Annotated in this window: 11 protein-coding genes; 6 read left to right on the forward strand and 5 right to left on the reverse strand. The window is 66.8% G+C overall.

Annotated elements, in window-relative coordinates:
* Nucleotides 1–479 precede the first annotated feature (479 nt).
* Complete coding sequence (locus tag ACQR1F_RS17225) at nucleotides 480–1007, reverse strand: ParB N-terminal domain-containing protein (RefSeq protein ID WP_315804803.1); 528 nt, start codon at nucleotides 1005–1007, stop codon at nucleotides 480–482.
* A 275-nt stretch (nucleotides 1008–1282) separates the two neighbouring features.
* On the opposite strand from ACQR1F_RS17225, the gene ACQR1F_RS17230 reads away from it, so the two are divergent.
* Entirely contained in the window at nucleotides 1283–2263 is a 981-nt protein-coding gene (locus ACQR1F_RS17230) for a catalase family peroxidase (protein WP_434913504.1), read from the forward strand.
* An 814-nt stretch (nucleotides 2264–3077) separates the two neighbouring features.
* Nucleotides 3078–4616, forward strand: coding sequence for an outer membrane protein (locus ACQR1F_RS17235; protein ID WP_434913505.1), 1539 nt, complete (start codon nucleotides 3078–3080; stop codon nucleotides 4614–4616).
* An 84-nt stretch (nucleotides 4617–4700) separates the two neighbouring features.
* Here ACQR1F_RS17235 and ACQR1F_RS17240 read toward each other — a convergent pair whose 3' ends face one another.
* Complete coding sequence (locus ACQR1F_RS17240; protein ID WP_434913506.1) at nucleotides 4701–6890, reverse strand: methyl-accepting chemotaxis protein; 2190 nt, start codon at nucleotides 6888–6890, stop codon at nucleotides 4701–4703.
* Between the two features lie 325 nt (nucleotides 6891–7215).
* Here ACQR1F_RS17240 and ACQR1F_RS17245 point away from each other — a divergent pair, with 325 nt between their 5' ends.
* The 4 genes from ACQR1F_RS17245 (at nucleotide 7216) to ACQR1F_RS17260 (ending at nucleotide 12147) form a co-directional block, all read left to right on the forward strand.
* Nucleotides 7216–8229, forward strand: a complete 1014-nt coding sequence (locus ACQR1F_RS17245) for a helix-turn-helix domain-containing protein (protein WP_316238123.1) — start codon at nucleotides 7216–7218, stop codon at nucleotides 8227–8229.
* A 147-nt stretch (nucleotides 8230–8376) separates the two neighbouring features.
* The gene (adh, locus tag ACQR1F_RS17250) at nucleotides 8377–9894 is read left to right on the forward strand and encodes an aldehyde dehydrogenase (protein WP_434913507.1); all 1518 of its coding nucleotides are present in this window, start codon (nucleotides 8377–8379) and stop codon (nucleotides 9892–9894) included.
* A gap of 443 nt (nucleotides 9895–10337) precedes the next feature.
* Complete coding sequence (locus ACQR1F_RS17255) at nucleotides 10338–10859, forward strand: PAS domain-containing protein (RefSeq protein WP_315804809.1); 522 nt, start codon at nucleotides 10338–10340, stop codon at nucleotides 10857–10859.
* Nucleotides 10837–12147 (forward strand): methyl-accepting chemotaxis protein, encoded by a 1311-nt coding sequence (locus ACQR1F_RS17260; RefSeq protein ID WP_434913508.1) that lies wholly within the window; start codon nucleotides 10837–10839, stop codon nucleotides 12145–12147. Before ACQR1F_RS17255 ends, ACQR1F_RS17260 begins: the two co-directional genes overlap by 23 nt.
* A gap of 188 nt (nucleotides 12148–12335) precedes the next feature.
* Here the strand turns inward: ACQR1F_RS17260 and ACQR1F_RS17265 are convergent, their stop codons facing one another.
* From ACQR1F_RS17265 to ACQR1F_RS17275, 3 genes are all read right to left on the reverse strand, one after another.
* Nucleotides 12336–12803 carry a J domain-containing protein gene (locus ACQR1F_RS17265; protein ID WP_434913509.1) on the reverse strand — a complete coding sequence of 156 codons (468 nt, stop codon included), beginning with the start codon at nucleotides 12801–12803 and terminating at the stop codon, nucleotides 12336–12338.
* Between the two features lie 83 nt (nucleotides 12804–12886).
* Complete coding sequence (locus ACQR1F_RS17270; protein WP_434913510.1) at nucleotides 12887–13225, reverse strand: Rieske 2Fe-2S domain-containing protein; 339 nt, start codon at nucleotides 13223–13225, stop codon at nucleotides 12887–12889.
* Nucleotides 13226–13464: 239 nt separating this feature from the next.
* Nucleotides 13465–14412 carry an ABC transporter substrate-binding protein gene (locus ACQR1F_RS17275; protein ID WP_316177367.1) on the reverse strand — a complete coding sequence of 316 codons (948 nt, stop codon included), beginning with the start codon at nucleotides 14410–14412 and terminating at the stop codon, nucleotides 13465–13467.
* Nucleotides 14413–14445: the final 33 nt, after the last annotated feature.

Below are 14445 nucleotides of genomic sequence, written 5' to 3' on the forward strand. Positions count from 1 at the left end.
GTTGCCGTGATCCCGCTGCGCAAGGCGCATCGGAGAAGCAGCCGCTTCGCCCTCATCTGCCGCGGCGGCCATCGGCGCCGCCGAGGCTCCGACGGAGCTGACGAGAAGGATGGCGGAGAGTGCAACGATGGTTGCTCGCATCAGGGGCTCCAATTCATTGTCGGGGCTGGGTTGTGCCGGTTGAAGGGATGGCGCGGGTGGGCTTGGCTGCACGGCAACGCCGCGCCGGCTTTGCGGATTTCGCTCCCGCGAGTGTCGGCAACGTATGGCCACGGGGCGCGTTCCCCACGGATCGCCGCGAGAGGCGCGTCAAACTGCCCCTGCGCGGGCCGGGGTCCAGCGCTGCTGCGCGCATGTGCGGGGATGGACGTGACTGTGCTGAACTGCGACGCGAGGCGGCGGATCACGCTGCGCTGATCCGCCAGACGGACTGCCGCTCAATCAGACCGAGGCCGGGGGGCACTCGCGCGTTGAAACCGTCAGTATCGCCCGCCGCTGCGCTCTTGTTGCTTGATCCAATCCGACAAGGTCCGGGGCGACGATCCTTGTCCGGGGCGCGATGGCTTCGCGGTGGCAGTCCTGTTGCTCCGGTTCGTCGTCTCGGTCGGCCCGCGCGGGCGCGTCGCGGCATGGGCGCCCGAGACGCCTCTCGGGGCCGTTGCGAGCTTCTCCGCTTCCTCCTTCTCCAGCCGCAGCTTGCGCAGCCGCTCCATCTTCTCGCGCTCCGGATCGACCGGCGGCGGTGGCAGCTCGCGCTGGCGGGCTTCCTCGGCGGAGATCAGCAGACCCATGATGGCGCTTTCGCCGAGGGCCTTGCAGGCTTCGAGGCGGTGCAGACCTTCGACCAGGACAAAATGGTCCTTGTCGCGGCGGACGAGGATCGGCTCGCGCTGGCCGGCCTCCAAAATGCTTTCGGCCAGCGCGTCGACCGCGTCCTGCCTCAGCGCCTTGCGCTTCTTGTCGGGGACGTGGATCCTGTCGATGGGGAAGCTTTCCGGTGCGGACACAGTCGAAACTCCGTCGTGGGCGCGCCGTCCGGCGTCAGGGTCGGAGGGGGCACGATCCCCCGATCCGCACCGCGGAGAGGCAGACCGGACACGCGCGACTACAATAGAGACATTCGCCATCTCGCCGCAAGGAGCGGGTGACGGGGCGTAATGGCTCCTGTCAGACGGCAAGGTGGATCATGCGGTGAGGGGCGCCCATCGGCCGCGCTCGAAAGTCGCTCGCGCGTCAATTCATGCTGCTATGCTGCATCCCTCATACAAGGAGGACGCCGCTCATGACGACACGCACACTCGTTGCCGCGCTGGCCGGGATTGCCCTCGCGTTGCCGGCCGCTGCCCTCGCGCAGGAGCCGCCGGTCGAGGAGCAGCTCGTCAATGCGATGAACAAGGTGTTCGGCGTGCACGCCGCCTTTCGCGCCAATCACGCCAAGGGCGTCGTCGTCGAGGGCAAGTTCAAGCCGTCGGCCGAGGCGGCGACCTTGAGCAAGGCGTCGCTGTTCAGCGGCGGCGAGGTTCCGGTCACGGTGCGGTTCTCGGACTCCACTGGCGTGCCGAACCTGCCGGACGGCTCCGGCGACGCCAATCCGCACGGCATGGCGGTGAAGTTTCATCTCGCCGACGGCAGCGACATGGACCTCGTGATCAACTCGCTGAAATTCTTCCCTGTCTCGACGGGGGCGGAGTTACGCGATTTGTTCCTGGCGATCGCGGACTCCGGACCGAGTGCGGCCAAGCCGACCAGGCTCGAGCAGTTCATCGCCAGCCATCCCTCGGTGCCGGCGGCGCTCGGCACCATCGCGACGCCGGACAGTCTTGCCGACGAGGCCTATTTCGGCGTCAACGCCTTCGTCCTCGTCAACAAGGCCGGCGAGAAGCAGGCGGTGCGCTGGCAGATGCTGCCGGAGAAGGTCGTGCATATCGACAAGGAGGACGCGGCGAAACGCGCGCCGGACTTCCTGATGGCCGAGCTGCCGGCGCGGCTGAAGCAGGGGCCGGTGACGTTCCGCTTCAAGGCGCAGCTCGCCGCGGCCGGCGACGAAACCAGGGATCCGGCAAAGCCGTGGCCTGACGATCGCAAGCTGGTCGAGCTCGGCGTGCTGACGATCGACAAGGCGGTCGAAGACAGTGACGCGGCGCAGAAGAAGCTGCTGTTCCTGCCGGGCCAGCTCACCGACGGCATCGAGGCCTCCGACGATCCGATGATCGACATCCGCAACGGCGCCTATGCCATCTCGTTCTCGCGGCGCAATCCGTGATGCCGATGGCATGACGCGAAATCGGCCGCGCGCCGCCGCGCCGCATCCGGCCGCAATCATGGATGTTTCGCGGCGCGCTGCTCCGATGAATTGCCGCGACGTCGACGAAGGTCCGCCCCATTCGGTGCGATTGCGGCGGCCTTTGCCGCTTTCTCTTCTGATCGATGACGTCGCGCTGGCTGCGCAATAGCGGCGAAACCAAGGGCAGGACTTGTCGACGCGCATGGATAGCCGAGCGTCGGCGCGTCGACGGCGAAGGCGACCGCGCAGACCAAGTGCCGCCCTCTTCGCTGTAGTGCAATCGGAGCGTGTGGTTGATGTGAAGGCCGACGATCGCGAGGTGCGCGCGATCAGGACGCATGCCGCCGAGCGCGCTCTGCGCTTGCTGTGAGTTCGGTGCGGACGTTCGTCTACTACGAACTCATGAGCCGCTGCGGCATCGCGTGTCGCGCCGTTTGTCGCAATCGTGTCGCGCGCTGCTTCATTTTGCCAGAATCCTGCATCTTGCGTGCAACAGTCAAAGCCGAATTTCGATCGCGTCGGCGTCGCGATCTGCATTCCTTCCGAATGACATTTTTCAATTCAGTTCGCGACACAATCTCACCCTCCTGATGCGGCCGCCGTTTGTTGCGGCACGTGTTCAGGAGTTGTGAGTTCGATGCGTCGCGTATTTGGCGTATGCCTTTGCCTATCTACTTTCGCAGGAAGTACGACATCGGTCTGGGCGACTGATCTCGCCCTGCCTCCCCCGCTCCCGCCGCCCGACGTCTTCGCCTACAGGTGGAGTGGCTGCCATGCCGGCGCGAACGCCGGGATGGCCTGGTCACGCCAGCAGCAGACGTGGAGCCAGGTCGCCAATGCCGCCGCCGCGCCGGTTCAACCCGTGCAGCAGCCCGTCGGCAACGCAAACAACCCGCCCGTGGTCAAACCGCCTGTGGTTGCAACCCCCGCGCCGAACCCGCCGCCGCCGAACAACCCTGGCGGGAACAACGGCGGATGGAAGCCGCCGCCGCATAAGCCGCCGGGCAAGCCCCCGATCTGCGAGCGCAACGACAAGGGCTGGTGGCAGCCCGGCAAGCAGTATCATGGCGACAAGGATCACGGCTGGCCGAACGACAAGCCGTCCTACAAGGCCGATCACGACGGTGGACATCATTGGCCACAGGTTGGATCGAAAGGCGGCGACAACAAGTCGTCCTGGCCGTCGGCTCCATCCAAGAACAAGGACGACAACTACAACGACGTCAAATATGGCAGCGGCTGGTTCGACAAACCTCACGACGACGACCATGGCAAGTCGAGCGGCTGGTCGCAGCTGCATTCGAGCGGCTACTCCGACAGATCGGCTTGGCTGCACCGCGATCGGCAAGACGATCATGACAAGCCGGCTTCCGGATGGGGCGGGAAGAAGGACGACGGCACCGACAAGCCGCTTGGTTTCGGCTGGTCGAAGCAGCCGATGAAGAGCGAGCGTGACAGCTACGCCTGGATGAAGCCGGATCAGCGCGACGACGACAAGCATGGCGGCTACGGCTGGGGCGGCAAGCCGCACGACAATGACGACGGCAAGGGCGGCTACGGCGACAAGCAGCCCGACAAGGATCACTGGCAGCAGCAGGGCGGCAACTACCATCATGGCGGATGGCCGCATCATCCGGACAAGCCCTGGCCGCCGAAGAATCCGCCGCCGAACAATGGTGGCGGTCAGCCGAACCCGCCGCCACAGGGCAACAATGGCAATCCGCCGGCGCAGAATCCGCCGCCGGTGGCCGGCGGCGGCAACGTGGCGCCGCTGCCCGTCGCGGCCGTGCAGATTCCGACCGCCATCTCCAGCAATGGCAGCGACGTCGTCGGCGGCCTGCAGCTTGGTTGCGACTACCAGATGGACCGCTTCGTGGTCGGCATCCAGGCGATGGCCGATCTCGGCATCATCAACGCGTCGAGCCCGCTCGGACCGGCGCTGACGATGAACACGCGGACCAGCAACCTCTACACCGCCACCGTCCGTGCAGGCTATCTTGTGACGCCTGAGATCCTGGCCTATGTGCGCGGTGGCGCGGCGTGGACGCGGACCAACGTCTCGGTCGTCAACACCGCCACCGGACAGTCCGCCAGCGTGGCGTTCAACCGCAGCGGCTGGACGGTCGGTGCCGGCGTCGAGTGGATGTTCGCCCGCAACTGGTCGGCCTTCGCCGAATATGATTACGCCGATTTCGGCACCGTGACCGGCACGCTGCCGGGCGCCGCCGCGATCACCGGCGGGCCGAACGTCGTCAGCCAGAAGACCCAGCTCCACACGGCGATGATCGGCGTCAACTACCGCTTCGAGATGCTGTCGCGCGGCGGCCGCTGAGATCAGCGGCGGACGCATCGCATCCAACACGATAAAGGCCGCCTGGATCATCCAGGCGGCCTTTTCGCTTTTGTCGGTCGGCGTTCAGCTGGCACGCACCGAGGTCAGGAACTTGCCGACCTCCTCCCTCAGTCGGCCGCTGTCGCGCGACAGCAGCTTGGCCGCGGACAGCACCTCGGATGACGCCGTCCCGGTGTTGCTGGCGCCGCGCTGCACGTCGGTGATGTTCGACGAGACCTGCTGCGTGCCCTGGGCCGCCTGCTGGACGTTGCGCGAGATCTCCTGCGTCGCCGCGCCCTGTTGCTCGACGGCGGCGGCGATGGTGGCCGAGATCTCCGACAGCCTTTCGATGGTCTCGCTGATCTCGCGGATCGCGCCGACGGACTCCTGAGTGGCGGTCTGGATGCCCGCGATCTGCTGGCCGATGTCCCCGGTCGCCTTCGCGGTCTGCTCGGCGAGCGCCTTGACCTCGGTGGCGACCACGGCGAAGCCGCGTCCGGCATCGCCCGCCCGCGCCGCCTCGATGGTGGCGTTGAGGGCGAGCAGGTTGGTCTGGCCGGCGATGCTGTTGATGAGCTCGACGACGTCGCCGATGCGCGCCGCCGCCTTCGAGAGCTCGCCGACCCGTCCGGTGGTGGAGCGTGCCTGCGTCACGGCTTCGTTGGCCATGCGCGCGGATTGCTGCACCTGGCGGCTGATCTCGGTCACCGAGGAGGCCATCTCCTCGGTGGCGGACGCCACGGACTGCACGTTGGTCGACGCCTGCTCCGAGGCGACAGCGACGGTGGTCGCGAGCGACTGCGCCCGCTCCGCGGTCGCGCTCAACGATCCCGCCGACGTCTCCAGCGTGCTCGAGGCCGACGACACGGTTTCGACGATGCCGCCGACGGACGCCTCGAACTGATCCGCCATCGCGTTCATCGCGCGCCGCCGCTGGGCGTCGGCGGCCGCCTGGTCCTCGGCGCGCTGCGCGATGCTCTGCTTCAGGTCGCCCTGCATCGCCTTCAGGGAGGTGGCGAGGGCACCGACCTCATCCGCCTGTTCGATCGTCAGGGCCTGGTTGAAGTCGCCTTTGGCGATGCCATTGGCAAACATGGCGCACTCCTGGATCGGACGGGCAATGCCCCGTGCCGCCACCCAGATGAGGAAGATCGCAAGCGCCGTGATCACCGTTCCGACTCCGAGCTGCCACAGCGTGTTGCTGGTCGAGCGGCCGCTGAGCGAAGCGTCGAGCTGCCGTGCCGAGGCGAGAACCACGTCGCGCGGGATGGAGATCACGACCGACCAGGGCGTGTCGGTGAGCCCGAAGGTGATCGGGGCGTAGATGTCGACGTTCGAATTGTTGGGCTCGTCCAGCACGGTGCCCTTGCCGGTGCGGACGATGGCGGCGCTGTCGGTCCAGCGCGAGTCGGCCTCGGCGGCGGGCCTGCCGATGACGTTCTGATTGGCGCTGTCGGCGACGACGAGGCCGGTGTCGTTCAGGATCACGACCTTGCCCTTGCCGTCGAACAGGGAGGTATTGATCTTGACCGCCAGCCTCTGCACGAAGTCCAGATTGTAGTCGGCGCCCGCAACGCCGCGGAATTTGCCGTCGATCATGACGGGCACCGACATCGTGGCCAGGAACACCGGCTTGCCCTGGACGATGTAGGGCAGCGGCCCGAGAATGTTCTCCTTCCCGGTGGTGCTCGGGTTGATGTACCAGGCGCCCTTCACGAGGCCATTCTGATGGCGCTCGCTGCTGTCGTACTCGACCAGCGGCTGGACGGCGATCGCGCCGCCGGCGCTTCGCGTCCAGTAAGGGAGAAAGCGGCCGGTGTGATCGGAGCCCATCTCCTTGTTGGCCTTGAAGGTGCTATCGTTGTCGTCGAGCGCATCGGGCTCCCAGGCCGAGTAGGTGCCGTTGAAGGCGGGATTGAGCTCCAGGACACGCCGCAGCACGGCGTTGAGCTGCGCGCGGCGTGCGCTCGCGGCGGTCCCGGTCTTGGCATCGGCCAGAACCGCAAAGGACTGCGCCAGCGTGCGCGCCGCGTCGAACCCGACCTCCAGCTCGGCCTTGATGACGTTGGCCTCGGTGGAGGCCCGATTCATCAGGCTCTCCTTGGTCTGGCGATCGACCAGCTGCATGACCTCGTGATTGACGTACTGATTCATGCTCTGTGTCGAGAACAGGCCGTAGCCGATCAGGATGACGCAGGTGAGCGCGAGGCAGAAGCCGGCGATCAAGGCGATCTTGGTCTGGATGGAGCGTATTGTCGCAAAGGATAGGCGCATGTTTCCCTCTCGTGGTTGCCTCGCGGGACCGGCAATGACGTGCATCGGTGCGAAGCGCGTGCGGGAACCATCCGGAATGGGGATTAATGCGCTTTAAGGCATCGGCGTCCTTTCAGGGCACCTGGCCCAGTTCGGCCGACGGAGTGTCGCAGCGTTGCGACACCCCCGTAGTCATCCGGGCATAAGGGCGGAGGCAATTGCCACACCCAAGGGGAGGGGTCGCTGCAGTCCCCGTTCCTTGACGCCGGTCAAACGGCGGTGCTGTAGTTGCGCTAATCTGATTATAAGCTGCGCCAATCGCGGCAGGAAAGCCGGGAGGAGGGACATGGGGCGTTCGCCCGGGAATGCCCATTCGGATCGCATCCTGGAGGCTTTGGCCAAGGGGGATGCGAAGGCTGACGCTGACGGCAAGGCCGATCACAGAGCCGACAGAGGCGCGCCGGCGGTCTCGGCGCTCGCGGCGTCATGGCGGCGCTCCGGCCATCTCCATGCGCTCGATCCCGCCACGCCGAAGCTGCCGGCCCGCCTGACGGCCGCCGAGATCGCTGATGCGCGCGCCCGGCTCGGGCGGCTGCTCGCGATCGCGCAAGCGAGCCTCGACCGGCTGTTCCTGGCGGTCGGGGGCGTCGGCTGCTCGGTGCTGCTGGCCGATGCCGAGGGCACCGTGCTCGAGCGCCGCGGCGCGCGCGGGGACGACGCCACTTTCGAATCCTGGGGCCTGTGGACCGGCGCGGTGTGGAGCGAGCGGCACGAGGGCACCAACGCGATCGGCACCTGCCTGGTCGAGAAGCGGCCGCTGACCATCGACCGCGACCAGCACTACCTGTCGCGCAACGCGCGCCTGTTCTGTACCACGGCGCCGATCTTCGACGAGCATGGCCAGCTCAAGGCCGCGCTCGACGTCTCCTCCTGCCGTGCCGATCTGACCGAAGGCTTCAGTCGGCTGATCGCGACCACCGTCGCGGATGCCGCGCGGCTGATCGAGGCGGAGAATTTCCGCCAGGCCTTTCCACACGCCCGCATCGTGCTGACGCCGGACAGCGAGCGCGAGATCAACTCGCTGCTGGCGGTCGATCGCAACGACCTCGTCATCGGTGCCACACGGGCGGCGCGGCGGGCGCTCAACCTGTCTCCGTCCGCGCTGGCGCGCCCGGTGCCGGCCGGCGACCTGATCAAGGACACGACCACCGGTGGCGACGACATCGACGCCGCCGAGCGCGCGGTGCTGAAGCGCGCGCTGGCGCGCGCCGGCGGCAACGTCTCGAAGGCGGCGAAGGAGCTCGACATGTCGCGCGCCACCCTGCACCGGAAGATGAAGCGGCTCGGGCTCGAGCGATGAACGCGCCGCGACTGTCGAATCGCAGCCAACATGTCGCAGAACTGCGACACTTGTTCGGACGCGCTCGTTTCAGCCTCTGGTCTGTCGTGCCGGTTTGATCGAGCCTCCCTGCAACGCCGTGTGCATCGGCGTGAATGGGAGAGAGAGATGACCAAGGTTGACGTCAATGCGGCGCTCAAGCCGCCTTTCGCTGCGCGTTACGACAACTTCATCGGCGGCGCCTGGAAGGCCCCCAACGCCGGCAAATATTTCGACAACATTTCGCCGATCACCGGCCAGCCGGTGTGCCAGATCGCGCGCTCCGATGCGTCCGACATCGAGGCCGCGCTCGACGCCGCGCATGCCGCCAAGGACGGCTGGGCCCGTACCAGCGTGACCGAACGCGCGATGGTCCTCAACAGGATCGCCGACCGCATGGAGGTCAATCTCGACAAGCTCGCGCTCGCCGAGACCTGGGACAACGGCAAGCCGATCCGCGAGACCACCGCCGCCGACATCCCGCTCGCCATCGATCACTTCCGTTATTTCGCCGGCGTGATCCGCGCCCAGGATGGCTCGATCGCCGAGATCGACCACGACACCATCGCCTATCACTTCCACGAGCCGCTCGGTGTCGTCGGCCAGATCATTCCGTGGAATTTCCCGATCCTGATGGCGGCGTGGAAGCTCGCGCCGGCGCTCGCCGCCGGCAATTGCGTCGTGCTCAAGCCGGCCGAGCAGACGCCGGCCTCGATCCTGGTGCTGATGGAAATCGTCGGCGACCTGCTGCCGCCGGGTGTGCTCAACGTCGTCAACGGCTTCGGCCTCGAAGCCGGCAAGCCGCTGGCGTCGTCGAACCGCATCGCCAAGATCGCCTTCACCGGCGAGACCTCGACGGGGCGCCTGATCATGCAATACGCCTCGCAGAACCTGATCCCGGTGACGCTGGAGCTCGGCGGCAAGTCGCCGAACATCTTCTTCAAGGACGTCTGCGCCGAAGATGACGACTTTCTCGACAAGGCGATCGAAGGCTTCGTGATGTTCGCGCTCAACCAGGGCGAGGTCTGCACCTGCCCGAGCCGCGCGCTCATTCACGAGTCGATCTACGAGCGCTTCATGGAGCGCGCGCTGCAGCGCGTCGGGGCGATCGTGCAGGGTAGCCCGCTCGATCCGGCGACGATGATCGGCGCGCAGGCCTCCTCCGAGCAGATGTCCAAGATCCTGTCCTACATCGACATCGGCAAGCAGGAGGGCGCGCAGCTCCTGATCGGCGGCGAGCGCAACCTGCTCGGCGGCGATCTCGCCGGGGGCTACTACGTCAAGCCGACGGTGTTCAAGGGGCACAACAAGATGCGCGTGTTCCAGGAGGAGATCTTCGGACCCGTGGTCTCGGTCACGACCTTCAAGACCGAGGACGAGGCGCTGGCGATCGCCAACGACACGCTCTACGGCCTGGGGGCCGGCGTGTGGAGCCGCGACGCCAACACCTGCTACCGCTTCGGCCGCAACATCCAGGCCGGGCGCGTCTGGACCAACTGCTATCACGCCTATCCGGCGCATGCGGCATTCGGCGGCTACAAGCAGTCCGGCGTCGGACGCGAGACCCACAAGGTGATGCTCGACCACTACCAGCAGACCAAGAACATGCTGGTCAGCTATAGCCCGAAGAAGCTCGGCTTCTTCTGAGGCAGGGGGCGCCGGGCCGGTCGGGCATGAGCGCCCCGACCGGCCCGTGCGCGTCTCATGAGGTTGCGGGGCGTCACGTACGCACCTCCTGGTCCTTGTGCCACATCTTCCAACAAGGCGACGGCCGACGCGATCCTCCGGCCAGCGGTCCGCACCGATCGCCGGCCATCGAGCCGGCGCGCCCCGTCCCCGCCGCGGGCGCCACCTGTATTCTGGCGGGGGCTCCCAGTTAACGCGATGTTTCACAGTTAACGTCAGATTGAGGCCGGGAGGCGGACAGCCTTCTCCTGGGCCCGGCGAAAGCCGGCCGATGGGGTCCTGGCGACACCTGGCCGCACGCCGGGCGGCGCCGGTTGTGCCCGCGCGTCGACCGGACCGGCCGTACGGGCCGGGCCATCCCGTCTGTCCGCCCCGCATCGTGATGACCGCAAGGAGGACCAGTCATGGCCCACATTGTGAAACCGACCGGCATCGAGCACATGCTCGGCGAAGAAGACCTGATCGTCTCGAAGACCGACCGCAAGGGACGCATCACCTACGCCAACGACGTCTTCGTTCGCATGGCCAGGTACAGCTATGACGAGCTCCTGGGAGCGCCTCACAGCCTGATCCGCCATCCCGAGATGCCGCGATGCGTCTTCAAGCTGCTGTGGGACACGCTGGAGGCCAAGCGCGAGATCTTCGCCTATGTCGTCAACCTGGCCAAGGACGGCAGCCATTATTGGGTGCTCGCCCATGTGACGCCGACGCTGGACGACCAGGGCAATATCATCGGCTACCATTCCAACCGCCGCAGACCCGAGCGTGGGCCGATCGAGAGCCTCAAGCCGATCTACAAGACGTTGTGCGACGAGGAGGCGCGCCACGCCAATGCCAAGGACGGCCTGCGCGCAAGCTTTGACATGATGGTCTCGGCGATCAAACAACAAGGCGTTGATTATGATGAGTTCGTGCTCTCTCTCTAAGGCCCAGATCGCGATCGCGGCCGCGGCGCTGCTGGCACTCGGCGGGCTGGCCTGGCTCGTCGTCGCCGGCGCGACCCCGCCCGCCGCAGGCGGAGCGCTGCTCATCGCTGTTGCGCTGCTGCTCGGCCTTGGCTTGTGGCAACTGCGGGTGGCATCTGCCGTGATCGCGGAGGCGGCCAAGGTCTGTCACAGCGCAGCCAAGGGCAATCTCGAGCCGCGGCTGCTGAGCCGGCGCCAGCACGGCGACATAGGTCTGTTGCAGAAATCGATCAACGACATGCTCGACATCACCGACGCCTTCGTGCGCGAAGCGTCGGCGTCGATGGACTATGCCAGCCGCGGCAAGCATTTCCGCAAGATCATGGCGCGGGGCCTGCCCGGCGCATTCCGCCGGTCCGCGGCGATTATCAACCAGGGCACCGACAGCCTCGGCCGCCGGGTGGTCGACATTGCGGGGCTGGCACGGCAGTTCGGCACGCAGCTCGATCAGATCGTCGTCAGCCTCGTCGGCGCCGCGGGGGATCTCGAGTCCGACGCCGGCCACGTCGCGACGGCCGCGACGGAAACCAGCCGCCGCACCGAGGATGTGATCGCGGCCTCGGGGCGCGCGTCGTCCAATGTGCAGACGGCGGCGGGCGCGGCGGACCAGCTCGCGTCGTCGATCGCCGAAATCGGCCGGCAGGTCTCACGTTCCACCGAAAGCGCGGGGCGTGCGGTCGGTGAGGCCAACCGTGCCGGCGGCGAGATCCGCGAGCTTGCCGATGCGGCGGTCCGGATCGGTGACGTGGTCAAGCTGATCAGCGAGATCGCTGAACAGACCAATCTCCTGGCGCTGAACGCGTCGATCGAGGCGGCGCGGGCCGGCGACGCCGGGCGCGGCTTTTCCGTCGTTGCGGCCGAGGTCAAGAGTCTCGCCGACCAGACCGCCAAGGCGACCGAGGAGATCAGCGCCAAGGTCAACGAGATGCAGCACTCGACGTCCACGTCGGTCGCGGCGGTCGAGGCGATCGCGCGGACGATCGCCGAGATCGACGAGATCGCGTCCACCATCTCGGCCGCGGTCGACCAGCAAGCGGCTGCGACGCAGAACATCGCGCACAATGTTCAGGAAGCCTCGTCCGGCACGTCACGGGTCGCGTCCGACGTCGGCGCGATCAGCAGTGCTGCCGCCGACACCGGCCGGATCGCGTCGCGGGTCAACAATGCCTCCGAGCGGGTCCATGGCGAGGTCGAGACGCTGCGTCGTGAGGTTGACCAGTTCATGAAGCGGCTGATGGCCACGGGATAGCCTGGAGTTGCGCGTCGTCACGCGCGCACCACCGGGCCCGTGCGCCCCATCTTGCGGCAACGCGACGTCCGTCTGACGGCCAGTCGCACGAAAGCGTCCGGCCGGCGCGGGCGCCGGCTTGGATCCCGCTCCTGGCTCGCTCGGCTTGGCCATTTCGTCGCTGTCGGCCGCTTCATCGCCAGCGATCTTCAGCCCAACTGTGCCAGCAGCGCATCGCGCGCCTCGGAAATGCGCCGATAAAGGTCATTGCTGCCGCCCGCGTCGGGATGTGCGGTCTTGGCCAGCCGGCGGAACGCAGCCTTGATGTGCGTAGCCGTCAGCGTGCCCTGCAGGGGCAGCTCGAGGACCGCGCGAAAGGCGTCGTCGTTCCGGTCGCGTGCGAGCCGATCCCACAGGGCGCGACGCGCGGCCCGCGCCTCGATGCGCAACGCATCCTGATCCTGTCGCCAGCGTCGTTGTGACATGACGAGGCAGGCACCGAACACGACCCGGCCCTGCGTCTCCAGCTCGTCGAAGCTGAACGGCCCGACGGCGTCGTAGGGCGTCGCGAGCTGCGCGAGCCGGCCCGTTGCACCTTCGACAATGGCGCCGAGCCGGACCGTGTCGACGATCCCCACCGAGCCATTCCAGATCACCCAGTCCGCGGCGCCCGTCATGCTGCTGAACTCGTCGATATGGCGTCCGTTCGCAGCACGGACAGGGAAGTGCCTCGCGGTTGCTCTCGTCTTCGATGTGCCGATCAAGCCGAAGCACGCGCCGGCTTGATCGGACCGACATCGACCTGGATCTCGCCGCCTTCGACCTGCAGGGGATAGGCGTGCAGCGCGTTGCGGACCAGATGCGTGACGCACTTGCCGCTGCCGCCGTCGAAGCCCCATTGATGGTGCGGGCAGGTGATCGTCTTGCCGTCGAACGTCGCCTCCGTCAGCGGCACGTCGGCATGCGGGCAACGGCCGCGAAAGGCCTTCAGCTCGCCGCCGGCGGGCCAGAGCAGCAGCACGCTCTTCTTGCCGACCTGGTACAGGCCCATGCCGCCTTCGGCCATGGCGGTTGTCGGACAGACTGCGGTGAAAGCCATCGGATCGCCTGCTGATTGATGCCGTCAGGCAGGCCCACGCAAGTTCCGGACCAGCGGGGAGGGCGATCTGCACCGCCCGATCAAGTGGATCATTGTCGCAAATGCGACAGACGTGGACTGCCATGCTGATTGTCGTGACGCCCGCGCATTTCAGTTCCCAAAGCAAGACGCCGCCCGGCAAGGGGCGGCGCCGAACCTCATGTGGGATGTTCGAGCTATGTCGGGTCGGCTATTCCTGGCTATTCCTTCCGCTCCGAGGTCCAGCCCTTGTACTCGCCGACATTGTCGCGCGTGATCAGCTTGGAGGGCAGCAGCTCGACGGTCGAGGCGGGCTTCTGGCCGTTGAGTAGGCCGACGCCGATCTGCACGGCGCGGCGCGCCATGAAGAACGGATCCTGCGAGGCCGAGGCCTGGATCTGCTGCGAGGCCGGATCCTTCAGCGCGGCTTCGATGTCGGGCGCGCCGTCGACCGCGGTGATGACGATGCCGGTGCGCCCCTGCTGACGCGCGGCGAGATCGGTGCCGATCGCCTGCGGATCGTTGATGGCGAAGATCGCGTCGATCTTGGGGAAGCGCGTCAGATAGCCCTGCGTCACCGTGAGGCCGCCCTCGCGCGAACCCTTGCCGTCCTGGTCGCTCGACAGCACCTTGATGCCAGGAGCCTTGGCGAACACGCTCTTGCAGCCGTTGACGCGGTCGATCACGGCCGACACCTGCGGCCCGTTCTCGATGATGACGTCGCCCTTGCCGCCGAGCTTGTCGACGATGTACTGGCACGAGATCTCGCCGGCCTGCACGTTGTTGGTGGTCACGGTGGCGTCGGCGCCCTCGGCCGCGGTGTCGACCGCGACGACGATGATGCCGGCGGCCTGCGCCTTCTTGATCGCAGGACCCACCGCCTTCGGATCACCCGGATTGAGCAGGATCATGTCGACGCCCGCGGCGATGAAGTTGTCGATCTGGGTGACCTGCTTGCCGAGATCGTATTCGAAGCCGACCGCGGTGATCTTGACGTTCGGGTTGGTCTTCTTGGCCTCGAACTCCGCGCCCTTCGACAACGCGACGAAGAACGGATTGCCGAGCGAGCCCAGCGAGACGCCGATCGATTTCAGCTCCTTGGCCGACGACGGCGCGGAGCTCATCACGAGCGCAAGCGCGGCACCGGCAAACAAAACCGACTTCAACATTGGTTTCCTCCCTGGCCCTTCCTGTTCGTCTAC

This window comes from Bradyrhizobium sp. HKCCYLS3013 (genome assembly GCF_051167615.1).
In the GTDB taxonomy this organism is placed as follows: domain Bacteria; phylum Pseudomonadota; class Alphaproteobacteria; order Rhizobiales; family Xanthobacteraceae; genus Bradyrhizobium.

What these genes read in the sequence shown, in the direction of transcription:
- ACQR1F_RS17240 (WP_434913506.1), bottom strand. Translation starts at nt 6,890, where the DNA reads ATGCGCCTATCCTTTGCGACAATACGCTCCATCCAGACCAAGATCGCC.
- ACQR1F_RS17255 (WP_315804809.1), top strand. Translation starts at nt 10,338, where the DNA reads ATGGCCCACATTGTGAAACCGACCGGCATCGAGCACATGCTCGGCGAA.
- ACQR1F_RS17265 (WP_434913509.1), bottom strand. Translation starts at nt 12,803, where the DNA reads ATGACGGGCGCCGCGGACTGGGTGATCTGGAATGGCTCGGTGGGGATC.
- ACQR1F_RS17275 (WP_316177367.1), bottom strand. Translation starts at nt 14,412, where the DNA reads ATGTTGAAGTCGGTTTTGTTTGCCGGTGCCGCGCTTGCGCTCGTGATG.
- ACQR1F_RS17270 (WP_434913510.1), bottom strand. Translation starts at nt 13,225, where the DNA reads ATGGCTTTCACCGCAGTCTGTCCGACAACCGCCATGGCCGAAGGCGGC.
- ACQR1F_RS17235 (WP_434913505.1), top strand. Translation starts at nt 3,078, where the DNA reads ATGGCCTGGTCACGCCAGCAGCAGACGTGGAGCCAGGTCGCCAATGCC.
- ACQR1F_RS17260 (WP_434913508.1), top strand. Translation starts at nt 10,837, where the DNA reads ATGAGTTCGTGCTCTCTCTCTAAGGCCCAGATCGCGATCGCGGCCGCG.
- adh (WP_434913507.1), top strand. Translation starts at nt 8,377, where the DNA reads ATGACCAAGGTTGACGTCAATGCGGCGCTCAAGCCGCCTTTCGCTGCG.
- ACQR1F_RS17230 (WP_434913504.1), top strand. Translation starts at nt 1,283, where the DNA reads ATGACGACACGCACACTCGTTGCCGCGCTGGCCGGGATTGCCCTCGCG.
- ACQR1F_RS17245 (WP_316238123.1), top strand. Translation starts at nt 7,216, where the DNA reads ATGGGGCGTTCGCCCGGGAATGCCCATTCGGATCGCATCCTGGAGGCT.